Source organism: Nguyenibacter vanlangensis (assembly GCF_013376155.1).
GTDB classification, from domain to species: Bacteria; Pseudomonadota; Alphaproteobacteria; order Acetobacterales; family Acetobacteraceae; genus Gluconacetobacter; species Gluconacetobacter vanlangensis.
Map to the genome: position 1 here is coordinate 1 of NZ_JABXXP010000035.1, position 14295 is coordinate 14295.

At 62.2% G+C, this 14295-nt stretch carries 13 protein-coding genes and 1 tRNA gene; 11 read left to right on the forward strand and 3 right to left on the reverse strand.

The annotated features are described in order from the left end of the window. Nucleotides 1-33: 33 nt before the first annotated feature. Nucleotides 34-110, forward strand: a tRNA-Met gene (locus HUK84_RS04270). Here HUK84_RS04270 and HUK84_RS04275 read toward each other — a convergent pair. Then, nucleotides 67-1731 (reverse strand): recombinase family protein, encoded by a 1665-nt coding sequence (locus HUK84_RS04275; RefSeq protein ID WP_176639160.1) that lies wholly within the window; start codon nt 1729-1731, stop codon nt 67-69. The two genes, HUK84_RS04270 and HUK84_RS04275, sit on opposite strands and share 44 nt — an antisense overlap. 681 nt (nt 1732-2412) lie before the next feature. Between HUK84_RS04275 and HUK84_RS04280 the strand changes: the two genes are divergently transcribed. From HUK84_RS04280 to HUK84_RS04295, 4 genes are all read left to right on the forward strand, one after another. Further along, nucleotides 2413-3525, forward strand: coding sequence for an iron-containing redox enzyme family protein (locus HUK84_RS04280; RefSeq protein WP_246285376.1), 1113 nt, complete (start codon nt 2413-2415; stop codon nt 3523-3525). A 166-nt stretch (nt 3526-3691) separates the two neighbouring features. Then, nucleotides 3692-4327 carry a TetR/AcrR family transcriptional regulator gene (locus HUK84_RS04285; RefSeq protein WP_317135232.1) on the forward strand — a complete coding sequence of 212 codons (636 nt, stop codon included), beginning with the start codon at nt 3692-3694 and terminating at the stop codon, nt 4325-4327. A 150-nt stretch (nt 4328-4477) separates the two neighbouring features. After that, nucleotides 4478-6499: a conjugal transfer protein TraG gene (locus tag HUK84_RS04290; RefSeq protein WP_176639151.1), complete on the forward strand. Its 2022-nt coding sequence runs from the start codon at nt 4478-4480 to the stop codon at nt 6497-6499. After that, on the forward strand, nt 6496-6948 hold the full coding sequence (locus HUK84_RS04295; protein ID WP_176639152.1) for a CopG family transcriptional regulator: 453 nt from the start codon (nt 6496-6498) through the stop codon (nt 6946-6948). The genes HUK84_RS04290 and HUK84_RS04295 overlap by 4 nt, the downstream gene beginning before the upstream one ends. 28 nt (nt 6949-6976) lie before the next feature. On the opposite strand, the gene HUK84_RS04300 is transcribed toward HUK84_RS04295, so the two are convergent. Beyond that, a complete protein-coding gene (locus HUK84_RS04300; protein WP_176639153.1) occupies nt 6977-7648 on the reverse strand; it encodes a MucR family transcriptional regulator in 672 nt (223 codons plus the stop codon). 591 nt (nt 7649-8239) lie between these two features. Between HUK84_RS04300 and trbB the strand changes: the two genes are divergently transcribed. From trbB to trbE, 4 genes are read left to right on the forward strand one after another with little or no spacing between them, the layout of a single operon-like run. Beyond that, on the forward strand, nt 8240-9217 hold the full coding sequence (gene trbB / locus HUK84_RS04305) for a P-type conjugative transfer ATPase TrbB (protein ID WP_246285378.1): 978 nt from the start codon (nt 8240-8242) through the stop codon (nt 9215-9217). Between the two features lie 38 nt (nt 9218-9255). Then, the gene (locus HUK84_RS04310; RefSeq protein ID WP_246285379.1) at nt 9256-9546 is read left to right on the forward strand and encodes a TrbC/VirB2 family protein; all 291 of its coding nucleotides are present in this window, start codon (nt 9256-9258) and stop codon (nt 9544-9546) included. Then, complete coding sequence (locus tag HUK84_RS04315; protein ID WP_176639155.1) at nt 9546-9824, forward strand: VirB3 family type IV secretion system protein; 279 nt, start codon at nt 9546-9548, stop codon at nt 9822-9824. Before HUK84_RS04310 ends, HUK84_RS04315 begins: the two co-directional genes overlap by 1 nt. Before the next feature lie 14 nt (nt 9825-9838). After that, on the forward strand, nt 9839-12298 hold the full coding sequence (trbE, locus tag HUK84_RS04320; protein WP_176639156.1) for a conjugal transfer protein TrbE: 2460 nt from the start codon (nt 9839-9841) through the stop codon (nt 12296-12298). Here the strand turns inward: trbE and HUK84_RS04325 are convergent. Next, nucleotides 12274-12657, reverse strand: a complete 384-nt coding sequence (locus HUK84_RS04325; protein ID WP_176639157.1) for a VOC family protein — start codon at nt 12655-12657, stop codon at nt 12274-12276. The genes trbE and HUK84_RS04325 overlap by 25 nt on opposite strands. A 15-nt stretch (nt 12658-12672) precedes the next feature. On the opposite strand from HUK84_RS04325, the gene trbJ reads away from it, so the two are divergent. Beyond that, nucleotides 12673-13416, forward strand: a complete 744-nt coding sequence (gene trbJ, locus HUK84_RS04330; RefSeq protein WP_317135231.1) for a P-type conjugative transfer protein TrbJ — start codon at nt 12673-12675, stop codon at nt 13414-13416. A 3-nt stretch (nt 13417-13419) separates the two neighbouring features. Continuing rightward, nucleotides 13420-14295: P-type conjugative transfer protein TrbL (trbL, locus tag HUK84_RS04335; RefSeq protein ID WP_176639159.1), on the forward strand; the 876-nt coding region annotated here is incomplete at its 3' end.

Here is a 14295-nt window from a genome sequence, read left to right on the forward strand (position 1 = left end):
TCGCCGCCAGGTCTTCCAATCCACCTACACCACCGCGGGGTGGAGCAGCCCGGTAGCTCGTCAGGCTCATAACCTGAAGGCCGCAGGTTCAAATCCTGCCCCCGCAACCAATGAATCCTGTTCAACGAACGATTGAAGAACGCCGCGATCCGGATGGGACGCGGCGTTTTTCTTATTCGACGAAAACATCAGGATCGCCGCAAGGTCACCTTCGAGGAAAATGGCCAGTTCGCCGTCCTGAGGGATCAGCTTGATATGCGAGATAAGAGCGCGCAGGCGCTCGATTGCCTCGGTCCGATTCCCCTCGTTCTGAAGATTGTCGTAGAGCGCCTCGATCCGCTCGCGGTAGATCACGGCCATGTTAGGATGCAGCAGGGGCGGCGGCTCGGGCGCTTCGGCCAATAGTGCCGTGAGTTCCTCCTTCCGGGCCTCCAGTCGACCGATCTTGTCCTTTAGTGTCACGCCGGGGACGCCGTCGAGGATGGCCTGGATCGCCTTGTCCAACTCTCGATCGACACGGGGCAACTCGGCGCGCATAGCGGCCAAGCCGGCACCCCTCTCCATGCGAACGCGGTTCACCTCCCTGGTGAACTCGTCGCAGAATTCCTTGAACAAGGCGGGATCCATCAAGTGGGTCCGTAATCCGTTGAGCACGGATTTTTCCAGTACGTCGCGTCGGATCGTCAACCGGTTCTGACAGGTGCCCTTATTCCGTGCCGCCGAACAGCCCAGGTGGTTCTGGGAGATCATCGAGAAGCCACCGCCGCAACAGCCACACCGCGTCATGGCGCTGAATAGATGCCGCGGGCGCTGCAGGCGGTTCAGTGGATGAATCCCCCTGCCGCGTGTCTTTTGGGACCAGGTCGTGGTCGCCTGGCGTGCCTTGACCGCTTCCCACAACGCCTGCTCCACGATCCTCGTCTCGGGAACGTCCTTTGCGACCCATTCGCTCTCGGGATTCAGGCGCGAGATGCGCTTGCCGGTGTCGGGATCCTTGAGATATCGGAGCCGATTCCAGATCAAACGACCGATATAGAGCTCGTTATTGAGAATACCCGTGCCTCGTTCACGGTTGCCGTGAATTGTCGATGGCCCCCAGGCGCCACCCAGCGGTCCGGAGATGCCCTCGGCATTGAGATCGAGAGCGATGGCTCTGGGCGCTTTGCCGTTCGCATATTCGCGGAAAATACGCCGCACTACGGCAGCCTCGCCGTCGTTGATCGTTCGTTCCCCGCAGACGGTCTCCCCGTTGCCATCGAGACGTCGCACGACATCATAGCCATAACAGAGGCCACCGCCGGACTTGCCCGCCTCGACTCGGCCGCGCAGTCCACGGCGCGTCTTGTCGGCGAGGTCCTGGAGGAATAGGGCATTCATGGTGCCCTTGAGGCCGATATGCAGCTGCGTGACGTCGCCTTCAGATAGGGTGATGATACGCACGCCGGCAAATTTCATCCGCTTGAACAGCCCGGCGATGTCCTCCTGGTCTCGGGAGAGCCGATCCATGGCTTCGGCGAGGATAATGGAGAATTTCCCGCGCTGCGCGTCCTGCATCAGTTCCTGGATGCCTGGCCGGAGAAGAGAGGCTCCGGAAACGGCCCGGTCGCTATAGCTGTCCACCACCATCCATTCTTGGCGAGCTGCATAATCGCGGCAGAGGCGTAACTGATCCTCAATCGACGCGTCGCGCTGATTGTCGGAGGAGTAACGGGCGTAAAGCGCGACCTTCATGGTAACCTCTTGTCAATCTTCAGGAGTCGTACCAGTCGTTCTATTTTCTGACTCCACATAATCGCGTGCTGCCTGACGAGCCAGAGCACGGACCAACGCGCGAAGATTCTCTCGCAGCCGCACTTCGATGCCGTTCTCGTCCCTGGAGGAAGCGAGAATCACACGCAGTACCGGCGATACTGTAGCGTCTTTGCCTCGCATCGTCTTGCCTTTTGTCCGGACGGTTTCGCTACCCGATAGGTTGCACGATTGCGGGGTGGGGAAAAGAAAAACAGAAAATATAACAGTGCATTGCGGAGTATAGTGGCGTGCTGTGGCGTTGCGGGGCCGGTTCCGGCGTATGATTGTTCAATCAAATCAATCACGTTGTCGTGATATTGTCGGATTTGGAGGCGAAGCCACAGAGCGGTATTTCGATGCGCAAGGGGGCTTGAGAGTTCATGCGTAAGGGGTAGCAATCCACGTGACACGCAGGAACTCAACAGAGAATCGTATATTCCGTACCAATCGGTTGGTTCAATCCAACCGGTCCTTGACCCGGCGCATGCCCGTGGCTGTCATCAAAGCTTCCATCGGCTGCCGAGGAATTCCTCTTGACAGGAAACAGAACGGTTCGTCAGTTTGCTATCAACAGGTTGCGAGCTGTTTTTCTTCGATGCCCTATTTCCAAGGAATTGCTTCATGCTGACACACGCCGGCGGCACCGTTTCCGCTCGATCTGACAACGGTGCGACCGAGACCGTTCTGAATTCCGTCCAGGACCTCGTAAGTAACGCTCTCTCGCATTCAGATGCCGATCTGGCCCTTGCTTCCCAGGGCGCGACCGAGGATTTGCATGATCTCGTGCAACGTGCGTGCGACCTCGCGTTCTCGATGGATAATTCTCAAGCTCGTGAGATCGTGCATCGCATTTTATATGATCTTTACGGCTTACATCTATGCAAGCCACATCCCGACCTGACCGCGAATCAATATAGCATCGAGCTTCTTCGTGTGCGTTGCGCAATCGAAAAGGCATGGATGGACTGGGAGGTCTCGCGGGTCGGGAAGCTGCCGTCAAACGTGTCCCCGGAAAACATCGGTGCAGCGATCAAGACACTGTGGCGAGAGCATGCGGGCCATAATCACGCGGTCTTTGACTTCATGAAGACCGAAGCGACCCGCCAACAAATCATCAAATATTTCACAACCGACTACGCGCTCAACATGCGCTTCTACGACCTGATCGTGCTGTCGCTCGTCGGGATCGACGAGGATGTGCGGATGGAAGTCGCGCATAACTTCTGGGATGAAATGGGCCAGGGAAATCCGGCGCGCACCCATGTTCGTCTCTATCGCGACTTGCTCGAACACCTTGATATTCAGGATACTCCGGAAGCGTTCGTTGATGCACTGGGTTGGGCGGGATTGTCGGGGTACAATCTCCTGCTCTACTTCGCGTTCAACCGGCGGGAATATTTCCGCTCGATCGGTGCCCTGGCGATCACCGAACTTTCGGACCCCGAACAATATGCCAAGCTGCTTGCCGGGTGCCGGCGCGTCGGCATTGGTACCGACCGCCCATCGGTCCTGGACTATTACAGCGAGCATGTCGAGGTGGATGCCCTTCACGGGGATGGATGGATCGATAATGTGATCGTCCCCATCCTCAAACGCTATCCCGGCGAAGCGCGCGCCGTTCTCGAAGGCGCGGCGATGCGGCTCAATTCAAGCCAAGCGTATTGGGACTGGCAACTCGCTGAGATGAAAGCTCTTTCCGCGAGAAAGCGCGCTGCTCTGGCACCCATCGGCTAGGCATCGTCCCAGGACCCCAGAGAACGGTTGGTACGCATCCCGCCTCTTATTATCTTGAGGAAAGGCTTTCGCTGCGGCTAGGTCCTGCTCCTAAATTTGTTGACGCACAAAACGTTCCGATCATAAGTTGGGACTGTTTTATACGATTTCGTATGAGGGCTTGGACGTGCTACAACAAAAAACCCGTAGAAAACGGAGCAGGACGGACAGTCGAACCGCGTTACTGACGACGGCACGCTCACTGTTCGCCCGGTCGGGTTTCCATCAGGTCAGTGTCGACGAAATCGCCGACAATGCGCACGTCGCAAAGACGGCGATCTACTACCACTTTGGTAACAAAGAGGGGCTGGTGATCGACTTTCTGGGCGAGCGAATTGAGCGCCTTGAAGCGTCACTGATCGAAGCCGTGAACGCGCATACGGAGCCCAGAGCGCGCCTGAAAGCCGTCTTCGACTGGCACACGGCGTGGTTCCGCGAGCCGGACTTCGCAGGATGCGTGTTCTCACGTGCGTCGGAGGAATATAAGGGCAAGCAGGATGAAATCGCCGAACTGTCAAGGCTGCAGAAGCGGAGCCTGCGCCACGCCGTGCGGACGCTTGTCGAAGGTGCCGGTGTTCCGAAAGATCGCTCCGACGCTCTCGCGCATTGCATGATCTATCTTCTCGACGGCGCGGTGGTTTCCGCCAATGTCCTTGACGAGAAGGATGCCGCGGATCGGGCATGGGATGCTGCGATGGGGCTGCTTGATAACGAGCTTGCCCGCAGAGACGGGGCCCGAAAAAATAGGGACGATCAGCGGTAGATCCCGGCAGTTCGGTGCGCTTGTAACACCGTCTACGCCTCGGCCAGTTTGTTTACGCCACGCTACGCACCGACCGCCAATCCAGGCGAATCCGCTTGAATCCTCTGGGTGCTACGCCGTCAGAGTTCCTCCGTTCGCACGGAGGGCGCCATGTCCGGATCTCGCATTCTCTGGGGACAGCTCTGTCTCTGCTTTGTGATCGTTCTCGCCACTTGGTGGGCGGCCACGCAGTGGGTGGCGTGGTGCCTTGCCTACCAGCCTGAGCTTGGGCTGCCGTGGACCGTCATTGGCGGGCGCTGGCCGCTCTATGCCCCGTTTCTGTTTCCCTGGTGGTGGTATGAGTTCGACGCCTATGCGCCGCATGTCTTCGTACAGGGCGCGTGGATCGCCGGATCGGGTGGCGTCCTAGCCTTCTTGACCGCCGTCGCGCTGTCCATCTATCGCGCACGGGAGCGTAAGCGTACCGCGACCTACGGCTCGGCGCGCTGGGCCGAGCGCCGCGACATCGAGCGGGCAGGGCTCCTCGGCGAGGACGGTGTGGTCCTCGGACGTTGGCAGCACGACTATCTCCGGCATGATGGCCCTGAGCATGTGCTGTGTTTCGCGCCGACGCGTTCCGGCAAGGGCGTCGGACTGGTCATCCCGACCCTGCTGACCTGGCCGGGATCGGCCATTGTTCACGACATCAAGGGCGAGAACTGGGCGATCACTGCCGGTTTCCGGGGCCGATTCGGACGGCTGATCCTGTTCGATCCCACCAACCCGGCCTCCTGCACCTATAACCCGTTGCTCGAAATCCGCCTGGGCGAGTGGGAGGTGCGCGACACGCAAAACGTTGCCGACGTGCTCGTCGACCCGGAAGGCTCGCTGGAGCGGCGCAATCACTGGGAGAAGACCTCCCATTCCCTGCTGGTCGGCGCGATCCTCCATGTCCTGTATGCCGAGCCCGAAAAGACGCTGCGCGGCGTCGCCAACCTGCTGTCCGATCCGAAACGCTCGATCGCGGCAACCCTGGTGGTCATGATGGGTACGCGGCATCTCGGCGAACGCGGCGTCCATCCCGTCGTTGCCTCGGCCGCCCGTGAATTGCTGAACAAATCTCCCAACGAGCGCTCGGGCGTGCTGAGCACGGCGATGTCGTTTCTCGGCCTGTATCGCGATCCCGTAGTCGCCGAAGTCACGAGCCGCAGCGCCTGGCGCATCGCCGATCTCGTCAACGCGGACCGCCCGACCACGCTCTATTTCGTCATCCCGCCTTCGGATATCAGCCGCACGAAGCCCTTGATCCGCCTGATGCTTAACCAGATCGGCCGCCGGCTCACGGAGAGCCTGTCCGGTGCCGGCGCCCGGCAGCGCCTACTGCTGATGCTCGATGAGTTTCCGGCGCTGGGGCGGCTCGATTTTTTCGAGAGTGCTCTGGCCTTCATGGCTGGTTATCGGATCAAGGCGTTCCTGATCGCCCAGTCGCTCAACCAGATCGAAAAGGCGTACGGGCAGAACAATGCGATCATAGACAACTGCCATGTCCGAGTCAGTTTCGCGACCAACGACGAGCGGACCGCCAAACGCGTCTCGGACGCGCTGGGCACAGCGACGGAAGTCCGTGCGCAAAAGAACTATGCCGGCCATCGCCTCTCTCCCTGGTTGGGCCATCTCATGGTATCGCGCCAGGAGAGCGCGCGGCCGCTGCTGACGGTTGGCGAGGTCCAGGAACTGCCCGAGACGGACGAGCTGGTCCTGCTTTCGGGCATGTCGCCCATTCGGGCGAAGAAGGCGCAGTATTTCCGCGACCCCCGGTTTCGGGAGCGGCTTCTGCCCGCGCCCGAGACGGGGACGCGCCACCTGCCGGTCGCGCCCGACGACTGGACCGGACGCCCGCAGCCGTCAAAGCCGGAGATCAAGCCCGACACGCCCGAGGATGCGGTCAAAGAGGCAGGCGAGGACGAAGATTCGGTCGGCACCGAAGCGCGTCGTCAGCCGGAAATGGACGTGTCGGCCGAACCCGATCTCCCGCCGCAGGACGACGAAGATCTTGCGCGTGAAGCGCCCATGCGTGAGCGCGAACGCGATCCGATGGAAGACGAAGACCTCTACGCCGTCCTGGCTGCCGATCTGGCGCGCAAAGCGCGTCAGGCAGCCCTCGATCCCGGCAATGATCTGGGGATATCGTGAACAGCGCGCGTCAAAAAAAGAAGCGGCTTTCGGTTTATCTGGAACCGCACCTGTGGAAGGGCCTGCGGACCCAGGCCGCGCGGCGGTCGATGTCCGATTCCCTGCTGGCCGAAGCCGCGATCGCGGCCTGGCTCGACCCGGAAGGGGCCGGCGGCGATCCGAAGGCGTCCCTGGAAGCCGCCGTACAGCGCCTCGACCGGCGTCAGGCGCGGATCGAGCGCGATCTTTCGATTTCGGTCGAGACGCTGGCCCTGTTCATCCGTCTGTGGTTTGCCAGCATGCCCGGATTGCCGGAAGGCGTCGCGGCGGCCGCGCGTGCCCAGGGTGCCGAGCGTTACGACCGCTTCGTAGAGATGCTCGGGCGGCGCCTCGCCAGCGACAAAAGATTCCGCGCGGATCTCGAGCGTGAAACGCGCGGACAGGCAGAGACCATGCCCACGGAGGGCTGAACCACGACTCAACCCGCAGGACGTGTCGTTAACGAGAAAACGCGTTCGCCAGCCTCAGTTCGTCTGTCTTTCTAATGGGCCGCCGGCCTTTATCTTGAGAGGCTGGCGTCTGACTTGTCGCGGCCGATGGTTGAGACTTGGCGGCTGTTTCTTTGGCATCGCCGTTCACCGAGGATTTCCGTCCGAGACCGATCGACTGCGCCACTCTGCGCCGCATTTCCGCGTAGTTGGGGGCGACTGTAGGATATGTATCCGGTAGGCTCCACTTCTCTTTGTAGTCTTCGACGGTCATACCAAAGGCGGACATCAGGTGCCGCTTCAAAGACTTGAGCTTCTTCCCGTCTTCAAGACAGATCACATAGTCCGGGAACACGGACTCTCTGATTGGCACCGCAGGCTTCGGCGTTTGCGCTTCAGTTTGCACTGAGGACGATGGTTTGATGTCTAGGGTCTGTGCTTCGTCGTGTCGGACGAAAGGCCGCTCAGTCTCGGCAGATCCTTGCGCGACCGCTGGGGACGTCTCACGAGGCGTAAGCGCGTGCGGTTTCGCGTCCGGTTCTTCGATGGCGGTAGACGCATAGATTCGCTGAACCAGGTTGGGGAGTTGGTCGGTCTCCACCTTTGCCGTGGCAAGATGCGCGGTTACGATCTGTGCCGTGGCATTCAGGCGGCCGAGAATGATGTCTTTGTCGCTGTTCAATGGGGGCGTCCTCAATAACGTGGCCTGAAGCGCTATGGATACGGCTGGGCCGATTCCATGCCCAGTGGCTTTTTCAAGCTGACTCAAGCACGGTCGCCACCGTCTGGGCAACCATTCCGAATGACAGCGTCACGCTCGTTCTCTGGTAGACGACGTTGCTGGCACGCTGCACACCAAATTATGTCTCCACCACGGCCTATGGACCCGTAGCGCGGATCATCTATTCTCGCGTTTAGATACTTCAACAGAAATGCCATTATAAAATATTGGCGCTTGTTGGGATGATAAAGATAATAACATCTTTTTTTGTAATAGATATGGCAATCGCAGGATGGATATTCTGAAAGTGCCTACGTCGTTACCATGAAATTCGGATCGCACACGGGGATGTGGAATACTTAATGCACTGATATAAAACAATAAAGATACGCCCCTGCGCCCCTGCAAGTTTGTATCCGCCAGCGTACGCTCCAGTACGCCTGACTACGACTTTCGCTGATTCTCTTGTTGCATTGGAGAAACTCGCGCCTCTTCTATTTGTCCCCGTTGTTGTCCGGACTGTCCGGGCGGCTCCATGAAACGGGGATAACCATGCGGATTCAGACCGTCATGAATGCTGCGGCCATGCGCGGCATGTCCATGCTGCGCACGGCGATGGGGTCGGCCATCGCAGGGCATCTCGCCGATCCGGCCGTGATCGAGGTGATGCTCAATCCGGACGGGCGGCTGTGGATCGACCGTCTGTCCGAGGGGCTGGCGGACACCGGAGACCATGTTACCCCGGCTGACGCCGAGCGCATCGTTAGGCTGGTCGCGCACCATGTCGGCGCCGAGGTCCATGACGCCGCACCGCGCGTGTCGGCCGAGCTGCCGACCGGCGAGCGGTTCGAAGGGCTGCTCCCCCCGGTTGTAATTGCGCCGAGCTTCGCCATCCGCAAGCCGGCGGTCGCGGTGTTCACCCTCGACGAGTATATCGCCGCCGGGATCATGACCGGCGCGCAGGCGAATTTCCTGCGCCGGGCGGTCGCGGAGCGACGGAACATCCTGGTCGCGGGCGGCACCTCGACCGGCAAGACCACCCTGGTCAATGCCCTGCTCGCTGAGGTCGCCAAAACCGCCGATCGGATCGTGCTGATCGAGGATACGCGCGAACTGCAATGCGCCGCGCCCAACCTGGTGGCGCTGCGTACCCGCGACGGCGTGGTGTCCCTGTCCGACCTGGTGCGCTCGGCACTGCGCCTGCGGCCCGATCGAATTCCGATCGGCGAGGTGCGCGGCCCCGAGGCGCTGGATCTTCTGAAAGCCTGGGGCACTGGCCACCCCGGTGGCATCGGCACGCTGCACGCCGGCACGGCGCTGGGCGCGCTGCGCCGGTTGGAGCAGCTGATCCAGGAGATTGTTGTCACCGTGCCGCGTGCGCTGATCGCGGAGACCATCGACGTGATCGCCGTGCTGTCCGGCCGGGGACCACAGCGCCGCCTGTCCGAACTCGCCACGGTCGACGGGCGCGATCCCGCTACGGGCGACTATCGCCTCCATCCAATCCAGACCGACGGAGAATTCCGATGATCCAGTCCATCCCGCGCGTGCGGCAGCACGTCGCCACAATGGCGTCTGCCGCCCTGCTGACTGCGGTGTTCGGCTCCAGTGCCTGGGCGTCGGGCTCGGGCATGCCGTGGGAGCAGCCGCTGACCCAGATCCTGGACTCGGTGCAGGGGCCGGTGGCCAAGATCGTCTCGGTGATCATCATCACCGTGACCGGCCTGACCCTCGCCTTTGGCGAGACCTCGGGTGGCTTCCGCCGGCTGATCCAGATCGTGTTCGGCCTGTCGATCGCCTTCGCGGCGTCGAGCTTCTTCCTGTCCTTCTTCTCCTTCGCCGGCGGGGCGCTGATCTGATGGCCGCCGGATACGAGGACGACGCGGTGCCGGGTTTCCAGGTCCCGGTGCATCGTTCGCTGACCGAGCCGATCCTGCTCGGTGGTGCCCCGCGCGCGGTGGCGATCGCCAACGGCACGCTGGCCGCCGCGATCGCGCTGGGCCTGCGGCTGTGGCTGATCGGTGCCACGTTCTGGATCGTCGGGCACAGCCTGGCGGTGTGGGGCGCGAAACGCGATCCGCTGTTCGTCGAGGTGGGACGGCGGCATCTGCGCTACCCCGCCTGGCTGCGGGCGTGAGGGGGGGCTGGGCGATGATGTCCCTGGGCGAATATCGCAACCGTGCGTCCCTGCTGGCCGACTTCCTGCCCTGGGCGGCGCTGGTCGAACGTGGCGTGGTGCTGAACAAGGACGGCAGCTTCCAGCGCACCGCGCGCATCCGTGGTCCGGATCTGGACAGCGCCACCTCGGCCGAACTGGTCGGCGTCACCGGGCGGCTGAACAATGCCCTGCGCCGGCTGGGTTCCGGCTGGGCGGTGTTCGTCGAGGCGCAGCGCGTGCCGGCGACGCTCTATCCCGACAGCGATTTCCCCGATGCGGCCAGCCAGATGGTCGATCTGGAACGGCGTGAGGCGTTCGAGGATGAGGGCGCGCATTTCGAGAGCCGCTATTTCCTGACCCTGGTGTGGCTGCCGCCGGCGGAAACATCTGGTCGTGCCGAACGCCTGCTCTATGAGGGCAGGGAGCGTGATGGGCCGGACCCATACGGCATGCTCCAATCATTTGTAGATCGCAGCGACCGTCTTCTGGCCCTGCTGGACGGCTTCATGCCCGAGGCGGCGTGGCTCGATGACGCCGGAACGCTGACCTATCTGCATTCCACGATCTCGACCCGGCAGCAGCGTGTCCGCGTGCCGGAAATCCCCATGCATTTGGATGCGCTGTTGGTCGACCAGCCGTTGGCGGGTGGGCTGGAACCGAAACTGGGCGCGGCCTACCTCAAAACCCTGACCATCACCGGCTTTCCGAGCCGGACCTTTCCCGGCATCCTCGACGACCTCAATCGGCTGGCGATGCCCTATCGCTGGTCGACGCGGGCGATCCTGCTCGACAAGACCGATGCCACCAAGGTGCTGACGAAGATCCGGCGCCAGTGGTTCGCCAAGCGGAAGTCGATCGCCGCCATCGTGCGCGAGGTGATGACCAACGAGGCGTCGGCGCTGGTCGACAACGACGCGGCCAACAAGGCGGCCGACGCCGATCTGGCGTTGCAGTCGCTCGGCGCCGACGATGTCGGGCAGGCGTATCTCACCGCGACGATCACGGTGTGGGATGGCAGCGCCGGTATCGCGGCCGAAAAGCTGCGCCTCGTCGAGAAGATCATCCAGGGCCGCGATTTCACCTGCATGGCGGAGAGCCTGAACTCGGTAGAAGCCTGGCTCGGATCATTACCCGGGCACGTCTATGCGAATGTGCGCCAGCCGCCGGTCTCGACCCTGAATCTGGCGCATATGGTCCCGCTCTCCGCCGTCTGGGCGGGACCGGACCGCGATACCCACTTCCATGCCCCGCCTCTCTTTTACGGCAAGACGGCGGGAGCCACGCCGTTTCGATTTTCCCTGCATGTCGGGGATGTCGGCCACACCCTGATCGCGGGACCGACCGGGGCCGGGAAATCTGTCCTGCTGGCGCTGATGGTGCTGCAGTTTCGGCGCTATGAGGGGGCACAAGTGTTTGCCTTCGATTTCGGGGGCTCGCTGCGCGCGGCGACGCTGGCCATGGGCGGGGACTGGCATGACCTTGGTGGGGGGCTGTCAGATAACACCGGAGACGGGGAGGGCGGTTCCCCAGCCGTCTCCCTCCAGCCGCTGGCCCAGATCGATGACCTGGACGAGCGCAAATGGGCTACGGAATGGTTCGGCCAGATTCTCGTGGGCGAGGGCGTCGCGCTGACGCCTGACGTCAAAGCCCATCTCTGGTCGGCGCTGAACTCGCTTGCGTCGTCGCCAGTCCATGAACGCACCCTGTCCGGCCTGGTCGCGTTGCTCCAATCCAATGCGCTGAAGCAGGCGCTGGCGCCCTATTGCCTTGGCGGCCCCCATGGCCGCCTGCTCGACGCCGATGCGGAACTTCTCGGCGAGGCCGATGTCGTGGTGTTCGAGACCGAGGGGCTGATCGGCTCCGGGGCCGCGTCGTCGGTGCTGTCCTATCTGTTCCATCGCATCGAAGGCCGGCTCGACGGACGGCCGACCCTGCTGGTCATCGACGAGGGCTGGCTGGTGCTGGACGACGGCGATTTCGCGGGCCAGCTTCGGGAATGGCTGAAAACTCTGCGCAAGAAGAACGCCAGCGTCGTCTTCGCGACGCAGGGTCTATCCGACATCGCCAATAGCCGGATCGCCCCGGCGGTGGTGGAAAGCTGCCCGACACGGATATTCCTGCCGAACGAGCGGGCCATCGAGCCGCAGATCATGGCGCTTTATCGGGATTTCGGGCTGAACGACCGCCAGATCGGGATCATCGCCCGTGCCGCGGCGAAGCGGGACTATTACTGCCAGACCCAGCGCGGCAACCGGCTGTTCGAGCTGGGGCTGGGGCCGGTGGCGCTGGCCCTGTGCGCGGCGTCGGGAAAGGACGACCACCGGCTGATCGATGCGGTGCTGGCGGAGCACGGGCGGAGCGGATTCCTGCCCGCTTGGTTCGAAGCGCGGGGCGTCACCTGGGCCGCAGATCTGCTGCGCGATGGTGGTTACCGGGTGGAGGGACTGTCATGATCGACATACTCCACCACCAGACCGTCCGGGTGACGGAACCGCGTTTTGCGCCCGACCGGCGTCGTCTGGACTGGTTCGAGCTGTTCCGCGCCGGCCTCCGTCAGCGTCGCCAGAATCGTCTCCAGACGATCGACCTTGACTGTCAGGCGCGTGGCCTCGAACGGATGCCGCTTGTCCGGCTCTCCTGCGATGACGAGCACCGACAGGCGGGGCGAGGATATGGTTGCCAATTCAAGGCCGGCTTCGGGATAGGCGAAGCGCTGGCCCACGGTGCCGCCCGACAGCGCCTTATAGAAAGCGATGGTGGCATCCAACTCGTTCGCTTCGACGAACACCCGCGTGCAGGTCTCGATGATCATCTCGCCATTCCCATAGTGTCGCGCCGCACGTGGATCCAGTACTGCGCTATCGGGGTGATCGCCATGACCATCGTGGCGCCATCACGCGCTCATGCGCAATGGGCGGTGTTCGACGGTGCCAATTTCGGCCAGAACGTGCTGCAGGCCGCCCGCGCGTTGCAGCAGATCGATAACCAGATTACAGAGTTGGCCAATCAGGCGCAGATGCTGGTCAACCAGGCCCGGAACCTGGCAAGCCTGCCGCTCTCCACCCTGGCGACGTTGCAATCGACCATGGTGCAGACGACAGTGCTTCTGAGCCAGGCTCAGAACATCGCCTACAGTGTCCAGTCGGTCGAGCAGCAATATCAGCAGGCGTACACCTCCATCTCGTCTGGCATGTCCGACAGTGCGCTGTTCAATCAGGCACAGACACGGTGGCAGAATTCCGTCGGCGGCTTCGAGGACGCCCTGAAGCTCCAGGCCCGTGTGGTCGGGAATATTCCGAGCGACAGCGCGGCGATGACCCAGCTCGTCTCGGCCAGTCAGACCTCGGCCGGGGCGCTTCAGGCGGCCCAGGCCGGCAACCAGCTTCTGGCCCTGCAATCGCGGCAGCTTTCCGATATCCAGGCGGAACTGGCGGCCAATGGTCGCGCCGCAGACCTTGATCGGGCGCGACAAGTGGCTAACGAGGCCGCGGCGAAAGCGCAATATCAGCATTTCGCGCAGTACGACGCCTATGTTCCTGAAACCGTCTCCGTCCCAAATTCAGGAAACTGAGCGATGGATCCAAGTAATGTCGGGATCATTGACGGTTTCCTGAACGTTTTCGAGACCACGATCGATTCCGGTTTCGGACTGGTTCAGGGGAGTGTCGTCTCGCTCGCCGGGTCGCTCTCGGTACTGGATGTCCTGCTGGCGGGCCTGTTCTGGGCCTGGGCGGTTGACGAGGATATCATCCAGCGGCTGGTCAAGAAGACACTCTATGTCGGCTTCTTCGCCTTCATCATCAATAATTTTTCTAATCTGTCTTCGGTCGTCTTCAACAGCTTCGCCGTTCTCGGCCTCAAGGCGGGCGGGGGAACGCTGGCGCTCGGGGATTTCATGCATCCGGGCCGGCTGGCCGCAACCGGCCTGTCCGCCGCGCTGCCGCTGCTCGATGCAGCGAGCAAACTGGCCTTTTCCTTTGGCGCCCTGGCCAGCATCGTGCAGATCCTCGTGCTGCTTCTGTGCTGGTTCATCGTGCTGGCGGCATTCTTCATCCTCGCGGTGCAACTGTTCGTCGCGATCGTCGAATTCAAGCTCACCAGCCTCGCCGGCTTCGTGCTGATCCCGTTCGCCCTGTTCAACCGCACTGCCTTTCTGGCCGAGAAGGTGCTGGGCAACGTCGTGTCCTCTGGCGCGAAGATCATGGTGCTGGCGGTGATCTCCGCCGTCGCCTCCGTCCTCTTCAAACAGTTCACGACGTCCTACGGGAACAGTGCGCCCACCATCGGGCAGGCGCTGTCGGTTGTGCTGGCGTCGCTGTGTATCGTGGGCCTGGCGATCTTCGGCGGCTCTCTTGCCAACGGCCTGATTTCCGGGGCGCCCCAGCTTGGCGCGGGCGCCGCCGTCGGGACCGGCATGGCGGTCGGCGCCATGGGGGCTGCTGCCGTGGCC

Bases quoted from the DNA above. Each gene is read 5' to 3' on its own strand.
- HUK84_RS04275 (WP_176639160.1), bottom strand. From the start codon at position 1,731: ATGAAGGTCGCGCTTTACGCCCGTTACTCCTCCGACAATCAGCGCGAC.
- HUK84_RS04280 (WP_246285376.1), top strand. From the start codon at position 2,413: ATGCTGACACACGCCGGCGGCACCGTTTCCGCTCGATCTGACAACGGT.
- HUK84_RS04290 (WP_176639151.1), top strand. From the start codon at position 4,478: ATGTCCGGATCTCGCATTCTCTGGGGACAGCTCTGTCTCTGCTTTGTG.
- trbB (WP_246285378.1), top strand. From the start codon at position 8,240: ATGCGGATTCAGACCGTCATGAATGCTGCGGCCATGCGCGGCATGTCC.
- HUK84_RS04310 (WP_246285379.1), top strand. From the start codon at position 9,256: ATGGCGTCTGCCGCCCTGCTGACTGCGGTGTTCGGCTCCAGTGCCTGG.
- HUK84_RS04315 (WP_176639155.1), top strand. From the start codon at position 9,546: ATGGCCGCCGGATACGAGGACGACGCGGTGCCGGGTTTCCAGGTCCCG.
- trbE (WP_176639156.1), top strand. From the start codon at position 9,839: ATGATGTCCCTGGGCGAATATCGCAACCGTGCGTCCCTGCTGGCCGAC.
- HUK84_RS04325 (WP_176639157.1), bottom strand. From the start codon at position 12,657: ATGATCATCGAGACCTGCACGCGGGTGTTCGTCGAAGCGAACGAGTTG.